Annotated in this window: 14 protein-coding genes; 9 read left to right on the top strand and 5 right to left on the bottom strand. The window is 53.5% G+C overall.

Translation table 11 applies throughout. The annotated features are described in order from the left end of the window. Nucleotides 1–38 precede the first annotated feature (38 nt). Both pntB and pntA read right to left on the bottom strand, forming a co-directional pair. The gene (pntB, locus tag ACOTW6_RS00360) at nucleotides 39–1,427 is read right to left on the bottom strand and encodes a Re/Si-specific NAD(P)(+) transhydrogenase subunit beta (RefSeq protein WP_063132817.1); all 1,389 of its coding nucleotides are present in this window, start codon (nucleotides 1,425–1,427) and stop codon (nucleotides 39–41) included. 10 nt (nucleotides 1,428–1,437) lie between these two features. Then, nucleotides 1,438–2,967, bottom strand: a complete 1,530-nt coding sequence (gene pntA / locus ACOTW6_RS00355; protein WP_421766216.1) for a Re/Si-specific NAD(P)(+) transhydrogenase subunit alpha — start codon at nucleotides 2,965–2,967, stop codon at nucleotides 1,438–1,440. A 535-nt stretch (nucleotides 2,968–3,502) separates the two neighbouring features. Between pntA and ydgH the strand changes: the two genes are divergently transcribed. The 3 genes from ydgH to folM all read left to right on the top strand — a co-directional run bounded on the left by ydgH (nucleotide 3,503) and on the right by folM (nucleotide 6,777). Then, nucleotides 3,503–4,447 (top strand): DUF1471 family protein YdgH, encoded by a 945-nt coding sequence (gene ydgH, locus ACOTW6_RS00350; RefSeq protein ID WP_000769339.1) that lies wholly within the window; start codon nucleotides 3,503–3,505, stop codon nucleotides 4,445–4,447. A 185-nt stretch (nucleotides 4,448–4,632) separates the two neighbouring features. Beyond that, the gene (locus ACOTW6_RS00345; protein ID WP_003857548.1) at nucleotides 4,633–6,015 is read left to right on the top strand and encodes an amino acid permease; all 1,383 of its coding nucleotides are present in this window, start codon (nucleotides 4,633–4,635) and stop codon (nucleotides 6,013–6,015) included. A gap of 39 nt (nucleotides 6,016–6,054) precedes the next feature. Then, nucleotides 6,055–6,777, top strand: coding sequence for a dihydromonapterin reductase (gene folM, locus ACOTW6_RS00340; RefSeq protein WP_062932604.1), 723 nt, complete (start codon nucleotides 6,055–6,057; stop codon nucleotides 6,775–6,777). Here folM and ACOTW6_RS00335 read toward each other — a convergent pair. Continuing rightward, nucleotides 6,774–7,109: a GlpM family protein gene (locus tag ACOTW6_RS00335; RefSeq protein WP_032670034.1), complete on the bottom strand. Its 336-nt coding sequence runs from the start codon at nucleotides 7,107–7,109 to the stop codon at nucleotides 6,774–6,776. The genes folM and ACOTW6_RS00335 overlap by 4 nt on opposite strands. Before the next feature lie 127 nt (nucleotides 7,110–7,236). On the opposite strand from ACOTW6_RS00335, the gene rstA reads away from it, so the two are divergent. The 3 genes from rstA (at nucleotide 7,237) to ACOTW6_RS00320 (ending at nucleotide 9,369) form a co-directional block, all read left to right on the top strand. Further along, a complete protein-coding gene (rstA, locus tag ACOTW6_RS00330; protein ID WP_047051867.1) occupies nucleotides 7,237–7,953 on the top strand; it encodes a two-component system response regulator RstA in 717 nt (238 codons plus the stop codon). A gap of 390 nt (nucleotides 7,954–8,343) precedes the next feature. Beyond that, nucleotides 8,344–8,763 carry an anti-adapter protein IraM gene (iraM, locus tag ACOTW6_RS00325; protein ID WP_048981886.1) on the top strand — a complete coding sequence of 140 codons (420 nt, stop codon included), beginning with the start codon at nucleotides 8,344–8,346 and terminating at the stop codon, nucleotides 8,761–8,763. A 387-nt stretch (nucleotides 8,764–9,150) separates the two neighbouring features. Further along, nucleotides 9,151–9,369 (top strand): cold shock domain-containing protein, encoded by a 219-nt coding sequence (locus ACOTW6_RS00320; protein ID WP_121479058.1) that lies wholly within the window; start codon nucleotides 9,151–9,153, stop codon nucleotides 9,367–9,369. A gap of 116 nt (nucleotides 9,370–9,485) precedes the next feature. On the opposite strand, the gene ACOTW6_RS00315 is transcribed toward ACOTW6_RS00320, so the two are convergent. Then, complete coding sequence (locus ACOTW6_RS00315) at nucleotides 9,486–9,650, bottom strand: YnfU family zinc-binding protein (RefSeq protein ID WP_213083756.1); 165 nt, start codon at nucleotides 9,648–9,650, stop codon at nucleotides 9,486–9,488. Nucleotides 9,651–9,801: 151 nt separating this feature from the next. Here ACOTW6_RS00315 and ACOTW6_RS00310 point away from each other — a divergent pair, with 151 nt between their 5' ends. From ACOTW6_RS00310 to tus, 3 genes are all read left to right on the top strand, one after another. Further along, a complete protein-coding gene (locus tag ACOTW6_RS00310) occupies nucleotides 9,802–10,029 on the top strand; it encodes a hypothetical protein (protein WP_017384578.1) in 228 nt (75 codons plus the stop codon). A gap of 281 nt (nucleotides 10,030–10,310) precedes the next feature. Continuing rightward, nucleotides 10,311–11,609: a two-component system sensor histidine kinase RstB gene (gene rstB, locus ACOTW6_RS00305; protein ID WP_213788714.1), complete on the top strand. Its 1,299-nt coding sequence runs from the start codon at nucleotides 10,311–10,313 to the stop codon at nucleotides 11,607–11,609. Nucleotides 11,610–11,683: 74 nt separating this feature from the next. Next, nucleotides 11,684–12,613 carry a DNA replication terminus site-binding protein gene (gene tus, locus ACOTW6_RS00300; RefSeq protein WP_062932602.1) on the top strand — a complete coding sequence of 310 codons (930 nt, stop codon included), beginning with the start codon at nucleotides 11,684–11,686 and terminating at the stop codon, nucleotides 12,611–12,613. Here the strand turns inward: tus and fumC are convergent, their stop codons facing one another. Continuing rightward, entirely contained in the window at nucleotides 12,614–14,008 is a 1,395-nt protein-coding gene (gene fumC, locus ACOTW6_RS00295; RefSeq protein ID WP_045332164.1) for a class II fumarate hydratase, read from the bottom strand. Nucleotides 14,009–14,125: the final 117 nt, after the last annotated feature.

Genomic DNA, 14,125 nt, shown 5'->3' with positions numbered 1-14,125 from the left:
AACCGCCCCAGGGGGCGGTTTGTCAGGATGAAGCGCAATTACAGCGCTTTCAGGATCGCATCCACGCTGGCCTTGGCGTCGCCAAACAGCATGTGGGTGTTATCTTTAAAGAACAGCGGGTTCTGCACGCCAGCATAGCCGGTGTTCATAGAGCGTTTGAAGACAATGACGTTCTGCGCCTTCCACACTTCGAGAACAGGCATACCCGCAATCGGACTACGCGGGTCGTCCTGCGCCGCCGGGTTAACGGTGTCGTTGGCGCCAATCACCAGCACGGTGTCGGTGTCGGCGAAATCATCGTTGATCTCGTCCATTTCCAGCACGATGTCGTAAGGCACCTTCGCTTCCGCCAGCAGCACGTTCATGTGGCCTGGCAGACGCCCCGCCACCGGGTGAATACCAAAGCGGACCTTGATGCCGCGCGCGCGGAGTTTCTCGGTGATTTCCGCCACCGGATACTGCGCCTGCGCCACCGCCATGCCATAGCCTGGGGTGATGATGACGGAATGCGAGTTTTTCAGCATCTCTGCGGTGTCTTCCGCGCTGATTTCACGGTGTTCACCCATTTCCTCATCAGAACCGGTTGATGAGCCGTCAGAACCGAAGCCACCCGCGATGACGCTGATAAACGAACGGTTCATCGCCTTACACATGATGTAAGACAGGATCGCACCGGAAGAACCGACCAGCGCACCGGTGACAATCAGCAGGTCGTTGCTCAGCATAAAGCCTGCCGCCGCCGCCGCCCAACCGGAGTAGGAGTTCAGCATGGAAACCACCACCGGCATATCTGCCCCGCCGATAGACGCCACCAGATGCCAGCCGAAGGCCAGCGCGATGATGGTCATCACCAGTAACGCCAGCACCTGCAAGCCTACGCTTTCGGTACGCACGAAGACCACCAGCAGCACAAAGGAAACGACCAGCGCCGCCAGGTTCAGCTTGTGGCGGTTAGGCAGCATCAGCGGTTTGGAAGAGATCTTCCCGCGCAGCTTGCCGAACGCCACAATCGACCCGGTGAAGGTTACCGCACCGATGAAGATGCCGAGGAACACTTCCGTCAGGTGGATGTTCACCAGAATCGGCTCCAGGCCCGGTTCGTGGTACAGGTAGCTGTTGAAGCCCACCAGCACCGCCGCCAGACCCACGAAGCTGTGCAGAATGGCAACCAGCTCCGGCATCTCGGTCATTTCAACGCGTTTCGCCAGACGAATACCAATCGCGCCGCCGATGATCATCGCCACCAGGATCCACGCCACGTTGCCGGTGTCCGGCCCAAAGATGGTGGCAATCAGCGCAATCGCCATCCCGGCGATACCAAAGTTATTTCCCTGCTGAGACGTTTCGTGTTTGGAAAGCCCCGCCAGACTGAAAATAAACAGGATTGCAGCAACAATGTATGCGGCTGTAACTAATCCTCCAGACATATGCTACCCCTTAGCCTTTACGAAACATTTTCAGCATGCGCTGAGTCACGGTGAAACCACCGAAAATATTGATACTGGCGATCAGCACCGCAATGAAGCTCAGTAAGCTGATCCAGCCGCCATGACCAATTTGCAGCAATGCCCCGACCACGATAATCCCGGAGATGGCATTGGTGACCGACATCAGCGGGGTATGCAGCGCATGGGAAACGTTCCACACGACGTAGTAACCCACCACGCAGGAGAGCGCGAAGACGGTGAAGTGGCCAAGGAACTCTTTTGGCGCGACGTCCGCCAGCCAGCCAAACAGGATAATGATCAGCGCCATGATGGCGTATTTGCGCCACGGCGGCGCAGGTTTTGCTGGCTCCGCCGGCTCTGGCGCCGCTTTCGGCGCAGCCTGAGGTTGAGCGGAAACCTGAATCGGTGGTGCAGGCCAGGTGATTTCCCCTTCACGCACCACGGTAACGCCACGCACCACCACATCATCAAAATCAACGGTAATGTTGCCGTCTTTCTCTTTGCAGAGCAGCTTCAGCAGGTTAACGAGGTTCGTGCCGTACAGCTGAGAGGACTGGGTTGGCAGACGCCCTGGCAGGTCGGTATAACCGATCACCTTCACACCGTTCGCGGTCGTCGTGACCTGGTTTGGCACGGTATACTCACAGTTACCGCCGTTTTGCGCCGCCAGATCGACAATAACGCTGCCCGGCTGCATGGAATCCACCATCTCACGGGTGATCAGCTTCGGCGCCGGTTTACCCGGAATAAGCGCGGTGGTGACAATGATGTCCACCTCTTTTGCCTGCGCCGCAAAGAGCGCCATTTCCGCCTTAATAAAGGCTTCAGACATGACCTTCGCGTAACCATCACCGCTGCCCGCCTCTTCCTTGAAGTCCAGCTCAAGGAATTCGGCGCCCATACTCTGCACCTGCTCCTTCACTTCCGGCCGGGTATCGAACGCGCGTACAATAGCGCCCAGGCTATTTGCGGCCCCGATAGCGGCAAGACCTGCCACACCGGCACCAATCACCATCACCTTCGCGGGTGGTACTTTACCCGCCGCCGTAATCTGACCGGTAAAGAAGCGACCAAACTCATGCGCAGCTTCGACAATAGCGCGATAGCCGGCAATGTTCGCCATGGAGCTCAGCGCATCCAGAGACTGCGCGCGCGAAATACGCGGCACGGAGTCCATCGCCATCACGGTGACACCGCGTGCTGCCAGCTTCTCCATCAGCTCCGGGTTTTGGGCTGGCCAGACAAAGCTCACAAGCGTCGTGCCCGCGTTCAGCAGTTCAATTTCACTCTCTTCCGGTGCGTTGACCTTCAGAATGATGGGTGATTGCCAGACCTCAGCACCGTCCACTACGTCCGCGCCAGCCTGAGTAAAGGCCTCGTCATCGAAACTCGCCAGTTTGCCCGCGCCGCTTTCAATCGCGACGGTAAAACCCAGTTTAAGCAGTTGCTCCACCGTTTTTGGTGTTGCCGCTACGCGGGTTTCATTGGCTAACCGTTCTTTTGGTACCCCAATACGCATAGTTTTCCCTTCCATCGGTTTTTGATGATGGTTTGTCGATAATTGCCCGCGGTTTGTATCAATTTTCGCCATCGACATAACGACGGAAAATGATTAACCCCGGAAAATAAAACAGTAACAAACTTTCTATAACCTACTGAAAATAGCGCCCGTGATCTACCGCCAGAAAACACTATTTCTTACTTTATCTGTGAAAAATAAGCGATCGGGGTCACTGACAGAGATATTTACCTTAAATTCGCCTTCAGGACCGATAAATCGCGCAAGCGAAGCGGTAAAAACATGATATAGCGCCATAAAAGATCAACTCATTAACATTAAATTAACTTGTAAAAGTCATATGCTTAATCAGTTTTGCTTGTGAAACGCCTGTTTTTTCCACATATCACAAAATGTTATCGAATCAGGTCCTTTGGTGAGCACAGGCTGTGAAAAATGCCGCAGACAGCGACGGGTGTTAAATGCCATAATCGGGACCGTCTCAAATTAACAACAACACCAGTACATGGTTTGCGCAAGGCGAAGGATTATTTTTATGAAGCTTAAGAACACACTCCTGGCGTCCGCACTTCTTTCCGCGACCGCCCTGTCTGCGAATGCCGCGACAGAGTTGACGCCGGAGCAAGCGGCAGCGTTAAAACCTTTTGACCATACGGTCATTGTGGGTCGCTATAACTCAATTGGCGATGCCGTCGCCGCTGCATCAAAAGCCGCCGATAAAAACGGCGCTGCCTCGTTTTACGTTGTTGACCAGTCCGATCAGGGCAACAGCGGCAACCAGCGCGTGACGATTGCGCTGTACAAAGAGAATGCCCCAAAAGCAGATGAACAGAAAAACCGCGTGATTAACGGCATTGTTGAACTGCCGAAAGATCAGGCTGTTCAGCTGGAACCGTATGACACCGTGACCGTTCAGGGCTTCTACCGCAGCCAGCCTGAAGTTAACGATGCCATCACCAAAGCCGCGAGAGAAAAAGGCGCTTACGCGTTCTATATCGTGCGTCAGGTTGACGCCAACCAGGGCGGAAACCAGCGCATCACCGCCTTCATCTATAAGCAAGATGCGAAAAAACGCGTCGTGCAAAGCCCGGATGCCATTCCAGCGGATTCAGATGCGGGACGTGCCGCGTTAGCGAAAGGCGGTGAAGAAGCGAAGAAAGTGGAAATCCCGGGCGTTGCAACCTCGGCGGCACCAAGCGCTGAAGTGGGTCGTTTCTTTGAAACCCAATCCACCAAAGGCGGTCGATATACCGTTACGTTACCAGACGGCACGAAAATTGAAGAGCTGAACAAAGCCACTGCCGCGCAGATGGTGCCGTTCGACAGCATCAAGTTTACGGGCAACTATGGCAACATGACGGAAATCTCCTATCAGGTGGCGAAGCGTGCTGCGAAGAAAGGTGCGAAGTATTACCACATCACCCGCCAGTGGCAGGAACGTGGTAACAACCTGACCATCAGCGCCGATCTGTACAAGTAACAAAACGGTTTCATAAAGGCGGCGCAGTGCCGCCTTTTTTGTTACTTTTTTTCTGATTTCTGCCACACGTCATTGCATGCATCCTTCACACTCCGTAAAATCCCGCGCCTTAGCGTGATCCACCATTTTTATGCGCCTTAGCGAAATAATTATTCTGGATTTGGACTTTTCATAACAGGAAGCCAATGGAAAAGAAACTTGGCCTGAGTGCTTTAACTGCACTTGTATTGAGCTCAATGCTGGGCGCGGGCGTATTCAGTTTGCCGCAGAACATGGCGGCCGTCGCCAGCCCGGCCGCATTACTGATTGGCTGGGGCATTACCGGTGTCGGGATTTTGCTGCTGGCATTCGCCATGCTGCTGCTGACCCGTATCCGACCGGATCTGGACGGCGGAATATTCACTTACGCCCGGGAAGGTTTCGGCGAGCTGATCGGCTTCTGCTCCGCCTGGGGTTACTGGCTGTGCGCGGTGATCGCCAACGTCTCCTATCTGGTTATCGTCTTCTCGGCGCTCAGCTTCTTTACCGACACGCCCGAACTGCGCCTGTTTGGCGACGGCAATACCTGGCAGTCTATCGTCGGCGCCTCGGTGCTGCTGTGGATTGTTCACTGGCTGATTTTGCGCGGCGTCCAGACCGCGGCCAGCATTAACCTGGTGGCGACGCTGGCCAAGCTGGTGCCGCTTGGCCTGTTCGTCGTGCTGGCCTTCCTCGCCTTCCGTCTCGATGTCTTTACGCTCGATTTCAGCGGCATTGCGCTGGGCGTTCCCGTCTGGGAACAGGTGAAAAATACCATGCTGATCACCCTGTGGGTGTTCATCGGCGTTGAAGGTGCCGTCGTGGTCTCTGCCCGCGCGCGTAACAAGCGCGACGTGGGACGCGCCACGCTGCTGGCCGTACTGGCGGCGCTGGGCGTTTATCTGCTGGTGACGCTGCTGTCGCTCGGGGTGGTGGCCCGCCCTGAACTGGCGGAAATGCGTAACCCGTCCATGGCCGGGCTGATGGTGAAAATGTTGGGTCCCTGGGGGGACGTGATTATCGCAGCGGGTCTGATTGTTTCCGTTTGCGGCGCCTATCTGAGCTGGACCATTATGGCAGCGGAAGTCCCGTTCCTGGCCGCCACGCATAAAGCGTTCCCGCGCCTGTTTGCCCGTCAGAACAAAAACAGTGCGCCATCGGCCTCTCTGTGGCTCACCAACATCAGCGTGCAGGTCTGTCTGGTGCTGATCTGGCTCACAGGATCGGACTATAACACGCTGCTGACCATCGCCTCCGAGATGATTCTGGTACCCTATTTCTTAGTGGGCGCATATCTGTTAAAAATTGCGACCCGCCCGGCACACTATGCGGTAGGCGTCGGCGCCTGTATTTACGGTCTATGGTTGTTGTATGCTTCCGGCCCGATGCATCTGCTGCTGTCCGTGGTGCTCTACGCCCCTGGCCTGCTGGTGTTTATCTACGCTCGCCGTACGCATCAGCTTGATAATGCCCTTAAGCGCCGCGAAATGGCATTGATAGGTTTGCTGTTAGTCGCTGCCGTACCGGCAACGTGGATGTTAATGGGATAGCGTCGCCTGTCCCATTGTTGAACTGAAAAGGAGATTACGATGGGACACACGCAGCAACGCCCAATATTGATCACTGGCGCAGGCCGTCGCATCGGCCTGGCCCTCGCCCATCACTTTCTCAACCTTCGCCATCCGGTTATCGTCAGTTACCGCACGGAATATCCGTCCATTGAAGGGCTACGAAATGCCGGAGCAGTCTGCATTCAGGCGGATTTCTCCACGGATGAAGGTATTCTCGCCTTCGCGGACAAAGTGAAATCGACCACCCACGGGCTGCGGGCGGTTATTCATAACGCCAGTACCTGGCTTCCCGAAAAAGCAGGACATTCGCTCAGCGAAACGCTCGCCTGCATGATGCAGATCCACGTTAATGCGCCTTATCTGCTCAACCATGCCCTACAGGATCTGCTGCGCGGACACGGCCATGCCGCAGGCGACATTATCCATTTCACCGATTACGTGGTGGAGAGAGGAAGCGACAAACACATCGCCTACGCCGCCAGCAAAGCCGCGCTGGATAATATGACCCGCTCGTTCGCGCGCAAGCTGGCGCCCGAGGTAAAGGTCAACGCGATTGCTCCGGCGATGATTTTATTTAACGAAGGCGATGATGCCGAGTATCGTCAGCAGGCGCTCAACAAGTCGTTGATGAAAATCGCGCCTGGCGAGAAAGAGGTGATCGACCTGGTCGATTATCTGCTGACCAGCTGTTACGTCACGGGCCGAACGTTTGCCGTGGACGGTGGCCGCCCGCTGCGCTAGTGAAAGCGGCTCCAGAAGAAGATGAGCACCCAGGCGCTGAGGCTCCAGCAGACCACCGCCCCGCCCAGCGCCAGGGGCAGACGCAGAAAACCGGTGAAGTACCACAGCGACAGCAGGTAGATAAAATACGGGATGATCGACCACATCCCGAACACAATGGTGGCGCGCAGCGCCTCAATACCCCGCTCAGAGGCCACAATATAGTGCGCGATTAACGCAAAGGTGGGAAACAGCGGGATCAGTCCGGCAATGTAATAGTTCTTCGTTTTAGCCAGCACCCCAATCAGCAGCACGACCAGCGCACCCAGCGCGGCTTTTATCACCAGCCCCATTCTTTTCCCTTAACAATCAAATAACATTCCCGTGCAGGATAACGGAACTCCGGCTAATTTTGAAAGATTAATGGAAGGTTAAGGTTGCGCGGTGTATGTTGACGTTTTTCGCGATGACAGACGTTGTATGAATAAGATTGTTTATGTTGAAGATGAACCCGAAGTGGGACAATTGATCGCCGCTTATCTGGGTAAACATGATATGGAAGTGGTTGTCGAGCCTCGTGGCGATCGCGCTGAAGACGTCGTCACCCGCGAAAACCCGGACCTGGTGTTACTGGACATCATGCTGCCCGGGAAGGATGGTATGACGCTCTGCCGGGATTTGCGCGCGAAGTGGGACGGCCCGATTGTGCTGCTGACCTCTCTAGACAGCGATATGAATCATATTCTGTCGCTTGAGATGGGGGCAAATGACTACATCCTGAAAACCACGCCGCCGGCGGTTCTGCTCGCCCGTTTGCGCCTGCATCTGCGTCAGCGTGCCAGCGCTGAGCGTGAAGCGCCTGCCCCCTCTTTAACGCCGCATAAAGCGATGCGTTTCGGCACGCTTTCTATCGACCCGGTCAACCGACAGGTTATGCTTTCCGGGGAGCTGATTGCGCTCTCAACCGCAGATTTTGACCTGCTGTGGGAGCTGGCAACCCATGCCGGGCAAATTATGGACCGGGATGCATTACTGAAAAATCTGCGCGGCGTAAGTTACGACGGAATGGATCGTAGCGTTGATGTGGCGATTTCACGACTGCGTAAAAAACTACTGGATAACGCCACGGAACCTTACCGCATTAAAACCGTACGCAATAAGGGCTATCTGTTTGCACCGCACGCCTGGGAAACCTGAAAAAGGTGCAAACAGGAATATTCGAAAAATAACTTACGATGCATCGGAATTGTTATCGGTATTCGTCGAAAGTTATCGATTATATGCATCGTCAGTTATGAAATATCCCCTGGTCTGCTTCCTCTCTCCAGTTCTATTTTGATGGGCATTTTTCGCCTAAACAAAAGTAGTCCTAATGTATTTGATTGCTATAGTACAATATATATTCAGCAGATCGGGCACTATCATCGATCAAAAATCCGTCACTTAAATGCACATTGAGCTAAAAATAATCTTTACAATTGACTTAATCATTATCTTATCCTTATGAAAACAAAGGGGATAATGGCAACCATATAAATAATATCGATCTTTTTCAATGGCTTACGCGTTTGCAGAAATCTAATTCTCATGCTAAACCTTATACTCTCTCAATTATTTAATGAAAGAGGTATAGCAATGTCATGGAGAGTCATTAGCTCGGTAATTTGTCCTAACACGGGAATCGTTTATTCAAGCATCTTGGGGCTCAAGTTCTTGAAACTCATCATTTGGTATGAAAGCGATGTCTATTTGTACCCCGGCGACAGGATATATCCGACAAAAAATGGCGTCTTCATAAATGGCGTTTTCAAGCCTATATCGATATACAACATATCCCCTTACAACGAAATGTTGTGGAGTGAAATTAAAAACAAGATGGCCTGCCCATACAATCGAAACCAGCAAGAGGAGATATGCACATACGCGGTGCATTGCAACGCGCGGAAATGCCCGCATGGGTTTGCCACCAACCCACTGATTGTCAGCACAGGTAAATCCAGACATTAGCGAAAATCGGAAATATTGAGTTCATGATAATTAATATTTCTGCTGCGCTGCCTTTGTCCGGATAAATCTCCGTGACTACAGCCCAAATGCTCCTGTAGGGACATTTGGGCTGTAGTCACGCCTGGCAACTCTGGCTTCTTGTACTAAATTAATTTTTATCGTGCACTTTTAAGAAAGCCATCCGGAAGGCCAAAATAAAAATTGCTAATTAACCCTGCCCGTGCATTAATGGTCTCGTTAGTCCGATCCAATAATAGTTTAACACCTTGCATGACAATTCTCATAACCAGGCGCTATCGCTGATATCCCCTCCTTTTGAGTCCATACCTTAGCATTATATGTTTATTAGCTTTTCTATCACTTCGAAAATGTTCAAATGGGGTCTTTATGTCATCAAAAATTTTAGGTCTGGTTAAGTGGTTTAAGGAAGATAAAGGCTTTGGTTTTATCTCCCCTGTAGATGGCAGCAAAGATGTTTTCGTGCACTTCTCTGCCCTTCAGGGAGAGAACTTCAAAACACTTTTTGAAGGTCAGAAAGTCGAATTTATCATCGTAAGCGGCAATAAAGGCCCTGCTGCTGTGAATGTAACGCTTTGCGATAAATGATATTAACAAGGACCCGCGATAACGATGATAGTTTTCCCTGACCAGACCGGGCCTTGTTAATGAGGTCAGGCGATCTCAAAAGCATCATCTCTTCCACTTATTGTATGCGTATTTCTTCAGAGACGCTGAGAGGATTTAAACAAAGCGCTACAGTAGGGACAGACAAGTTGGGCCCCCTTTTGTATGCGAGTGAAACTGTGCTCTGACTCTTTAGCGCAGTTTGGACATGAACATTTGACTAAATAATTGCGACGGAGTTGCGAGTTTTTACGTCCCGACATAGGCTGCTCCTGAATGAAAAGGATTGCCACCATACACGTTAAGGCAGGATATTGCTTGCTTTTATTTTCCAAAGAGAGCAAAAAATAGAAAGGAGCCACGCTTCTGGAACATTCTTACCTTGCACAATCACAAAGAGATATAGAGTGATATATGAAAAAGGTGATCATTTTTTTTAATGCCAACCCCAGCAAAGTCATTATCGTGCTTAAGGGCATAACGTCTGTACGCCAGACATATCCGGATGGTGAAGAAATTAATCTTCAGATCATGACTGCAAGCTTTCCGTCGTTGACGGGAGATCATAATTCTATCTATGTTGCTTCAGACAGGGAACTTACCTCTCAGGAAATATCTGATGCTGCCAAACAATATTTATAATATTTTCTGTCACTAGTCCGGTTAACAACACAGCATTTATTTCACTCAGAATGAGAAAAATTACAATCCATCATTATTAATGCCTGCAAAATGCAGGCTTTTTTACGACATTGCCCTTTAAATTTAACTATTCCGCATAATCGTGCTGCTCACTTTGCTCCCTCTGTTTTCGAAGAAAGTGTATCATCAACCTTCTTCGTTCCTGTGGTGATATGGATGTCCACGCAGGGCTGACGAAGTAAAGCCGGGTTCTTAATTGATTGATTTAGCGGTGCTATCCAATGAAAAAGCTGTTTGTGCAGTTTTATCTCCTGCTGTTTGTCTGCTTTCTGGTGATGACCATGCTGGTCGGGCTGGTCTACAAATTCACCGCAGAGCGCGCGGGCAGGCAATCCCTGGACGATCTGATGAAAAGCTCGCTCTACCTGATGCGTAGCGAGCTGCGAGAAATTCCTCCTCATGACTGGGCGCGCACGTTAAAAGAGCTGGATCTGAATCTGTCGTTTGATCTGCGTATCGAACCCATGAAGGATTTTGATTTGGCGCCGCCTGCGATGCAGCGTCTGCGCGACGGAGACATCGTCGCACTGGACGAGAAATATACCTTCATTCAGCGTATTCCACGCAGCCACTATGTCCTTGCCGTCGGGCCGGTGCCCTATCTCTATTACCTGCACCAGATGCGCCTGCTGGATCTCGCCCTGCTGGGCTTTATTGCCATCTCGCTCGCTTTGCCTGTGTTCATCTGGATGCGACCGCACTGGCAGGACATGCTGAAACTGGAATCCGCCGCACAGCGTTTTGGGGAGGGTCATTTAACTGAACGCATCCATTTCGACAGCGGTTCCAGTTTTGATCGTCTCGGCATTGCCTTTAACCAGATGGCCGATAATATCAACGCCCTGATTGCCAGCAAGAAGCAGCTGATCGACGGCATTGCACATGAACTGCGTACTCCGCTGGTACGCCTGCGTTATCGCCTGGAGATGAGCGAGAACCTCACCGGGGCGGAATCGCAGGCGCTCAATCGGGATATTGGCCAGCTTGAAGCGCTGATTGAAGAGCTGCTGACCTATGCCCGCCTCGATCGTCCTCAGACGGAGTTGCGCCTCAGTACACCGGATCTCCCCGTCTGGCTACAGACGCATATTAACGATGTGCAGAGCGTTAACCCTCAGCGAAAACTGCTGGCAGCCATTACCCCCGGCGCGTACGGCGCGCTGGACATGCGACTGATGGAACGCGTGCTGGATAATCTGATGAACAACGCCATGCGCTACAGCGAAACGACGCTGCGCATAGGTTTAGATTTGCAGGGAAGCCAGGCGATTCTGTGTGTAGAAGACGATGGCCCCGGCATTGAGCCGGCGGAGCGTGAAAAAGTTTTCGAGCCGTTTGTGCGCCTCGATCCCAGCCGCGACCGGGCTACCGGCGGCTGTGGCCTGGGGCTGGCTATTGTCCGTTCCATTGCCCAGGCGATGGGTGGTACGGTTCGCTGCGAAGCGAGCGAGCTGGGTGGGGCCCGTTTCGTCTTTAGCTGGCCGATCTATCACAACATTCCCCTTCCCGTACCTGCCTGACCTAAACCGCACGCTGGCCTGACCCGGCGTGTTGTGCTATATCAGTAGTATGTTGTAACTAATTAGGGGCTACCATGGCAACTTACGATCTCATTGAAAGGCTTAACACCACATTTCGGGAAATAGAGCAGGCGTTACTGACCCTGACGGGGCAACTTCAGGACTGCCGACTGCTGGCCGCCCGCGTCTTTTCCCTGCCCGAGGTAGCGAAAGGCGCCGAGCACGACCCGCTGAACACCATTGAGGTGACGCAGCATATTGGCAAGGCAGCGCTGGAACTGACGTTGCAGCACTATCGTCGCCTTTTCATCCAGCAGCAGTCCGAAAATCGCAGCAGTAAGGCCGCCGTTCGCCTGCCCGGCGTCATCTGTCTGCAAACGGATGCCGCAACGCGTGAAGGAATTGAGGCGCAGATTACGCATATCAATACCCTGAAAGCCGCCTTCGAGAAGATTGTAACCGTTGAGTCCGGGCTGGCGCCGGCTGCCCGTTTTGAATGGGTGCATCGCCAGCTTCCGGGGCTGATCACCCTGAATGCTTACCGCACGCTGACGGTACTGCGCCACCCCGCCACGCTGCGCTTCGGCTGGGCCAACAAGCACATCATTAAAAATTTCACGCGCGATGAGATCCTGGCTCAGCTGGAGAAAAGCCTGAAATCGCCGCGAACGGTCGCCCCGTGGTCGCGGGAACAGTGGATTGAAAGGCTGGAGCAGGAGTACCACAGCATTGCCTCCCTGCCAGCTGATACCCGTCTTAAAATAAAGCGTCCGGTGAAGGTGCAGCCTATCGCCCGCGTCTGGTACGCCGGACAACAAAAGCAGGTGCAATACGCCTGCCCGACGCCGCTGATTGCGCTCTATGATGCCGATCAGGGTGCGGTGGTGCCGGATATCGGGGAACTGCTGAACTACGATGCTGAAAACGTTCAGCATCGCTATAAACCCCAGGCGCAGCCGCTACAGCTGATTATTCCGCGGCTGCACCTGTATGTGGCGCAGTGATTACCTGAGGCTGCCCACCATCGCTTCCGGGCGGACCCAGGCATCAAACTCGGCGTCCGTCAGGTAGCCCAGCGCCAGCGCAGAGGCTTTCAGGGTAAGCCCCTCTTTGTGCGCTTTTTTAGCGATTTCGGCCGCTTTGTCATAACCAATATGGGTATTCAGCGCCGTTACCAGCATCAGAGACTCATTCAGCAGCTGGCTGATTCGCTCGCGATTAGGCTCAATGCCCACCGCGCAGTGCTCGTTAAAGCTCTCCATGCCATCGGCCAGCAGACGAATCGATTGCAGTACGTTGTGGATCACCATCGGGCGATAGACGTTAAGCTCGAAGTTACCCGACGCGCCGCCCATGTTAACCGCCACGTCATTACCCATCACCTGACAGCACAGCATGGTCATGGCTTCGCACTGCGTCGGGTTCACTTTACCCGGCATAATGGAGCTGCCCGGCTCGTTTTCCGGAATGCTGATTTCGCCGATGCCGCAGCGCGGGCCGGAGGCCAGCCAGCGCACGTCGTTGGCAATTTTCATCAGCGAGGCCGCCAGCCCTTTCAGCGCGCCATGGGTATGCACCAGCGCATCACAGGTCGCCAGCGCTTCGAATTTATTCGGAGCGGTAACAAACGGCTGCCCGGTGATCTTCGCCAGCTCTTCGGCCACACGCACCGCGTACTCGGGATGGGTGTTTAAGCCAGTGCCCACCGCCGTCCCGCCGAGCGCCAGCTCCGCCAGATGCGGCAGGCTATTGTCGATATGCTTAAGGTTGTGCTCCAGCATTGCCACCCAGCCGGAGATCTCCTGGCCGAGCGTCAGCGGCGTCGCGTCCTGAAGGTGCGTACGACCAATTTTAACGATGTCGCGGAAGGCCTGCGCTTTCTCATTAAGCGTAGATTTAAGCACGTTGAGCTGCGGGATAAGCTGCTCGCGGATAGCGATGACGGCCGCCACATGCATGGCCGTCGGGAACACGTCGTTGGAACTCTGGCTTTTGTTCACGTCATCGTTCGGGTGGATCTTGCGCTCCATGCCGCGCACGCCGCCAAGCAGCTCGCTTGCGCGGTTCGCCAGCACCTCGTTCATGTTCATGTTGCTCTGGGTGCCTGAGCCGGTCTGCCAGATGGCAAGGGGGAATTCGTCGGGATGTTTGCCCGCCAGCACTTCGTCGGCGGCATTGATGATGGCGGTGGCTTTATCGGCATCCAGCAGGCCCAGATCCTGATTGACTTTGGCGGCAGCGCGTTTGGTCAACGCCAGCGCCTGGATTAGCGAGACGGGCATTTTCTCTGTCGAAATGCGGAAATGCTCCAGCGAACGCTGGGTTTGTGCGCCCCATAGCTTGTCGGCCGGGACGTCGATGGCGCCCATGGAGTCTTTCTCGCGGCGATGCATTGTCATTACTTACTCCTTGATAACAAAGATGGGATTGCTCACATGCTTAAGAGATAAGTATTGATGACTTCTGAGAAACGTTATGGCGCTTTGTGCGCTCTTTTTGATGTCGGGTGGCGGCTG

Origin of the sequence: Enterobacter cloacae complex sp. IR5403 (assembly GCF_049238705.1) — a bacterium.
Lineage (GTDB): Bacteria > Pseudomonadota > Gammaproteobacteria > Enterobacterales > Enterobacteriaceae > Enterobacter > Enterobacter hormaechei_C.
Note: the sequence above shows the minus strand (reverse complement) of the source record. Positions and strands in the feature narration are given on the sequence as shown.

Coding starts and splice junctions, on each gene's coding strand:
- pntB (WP_063132817.1), bottom strand. CDS start 1,427: ATGTCTGGAGGATTAGTTACAGCCGCATACATTGTTGCTGCAATCCTG.
- pntA (WP_421766216.1), bottom strand. CDS start 2,967: ATGCGTATTGGGGTACCAAAAGAACGGTTAGCCAATGAAACCCGCGTA.
- ydgH (WP_000769339.1), top strand. CDS start 3,503: ATGAAGCTTAAGAACACACTCCTGGCGTCCGCACTTCTTTCCGCGACC.
- ACOTW6_RS00345 (WP_003857548.1), top strand. CDS start 4,633: ATGGAAAAGAAACTTGGCCTGAGTGCTTTAACTGCACTTGTATTGAGC.
- folM (WP_062932604.1), top strand. CDS start 6,055: ATGGGACACACGCAGCAACGCCCAATATTGATCACTGGCGCAGGCCGT.
- ACOTW6_RS00335 (WP_032670034.1), bottom strand. CDS start 7,109: ATGGGGCTGGTGATAAAAGCCGCGCTGGGTGCGCTGGTCGTGCTGCTG.
- rstA (WP_047051867.1), top strand. CDS start 7,237: ATGAATAAGATTGTTTATGTTGAAGATGAACCCGAAGTGGGACAATTG.
- iraM (WP_048981886.1), top strand. CDS start 8,344: ATGCTAAACCTTATACTCTCTCAATTATTTAATGAAAGAGGTATAGCA.
- ACOTW6_RS00320 (WP_121479058.1), top strand. CDS start 9,151: ATGTCATCAAAAATTTTAGGTCTGGTTAAGTGGTTTAAGGAAGATAAA.
- ACOTW6_RS00315 (WP_213083756.1), bottom strand. CDS start 9,650: ATGTCGGGACGTAAAAACTCGCAACTCCGTCGCAATTATTTAGTCAAA.
- ACOTW6_RS00310 (WP_017384578.1), top strand. CDS start 9,802: ATGAAAAAGGTGATCATTTTTTTTAATGCCAACCCCAGCAAAGTCATT.
- rstB (WP_213788714.1), top strand. CDS start 10,311: ATGAAAAAGCTGTTTGTGCAGTTTTATCTCCTGCTGTTTGTCTGCTTT.
- tus (WP_062932602.1), top strand. CDS start 11,684: ATGGCAACTTACGATCTCATTGAAAGGCTTAACACCACATTTCGGGAA.
- fumC (WP_045332164.1), bottom strand. CDS start 14,008: ATGACAATGCATCGCCGCGAGAAAGACTCCATGGGCGCCATCGACGTC.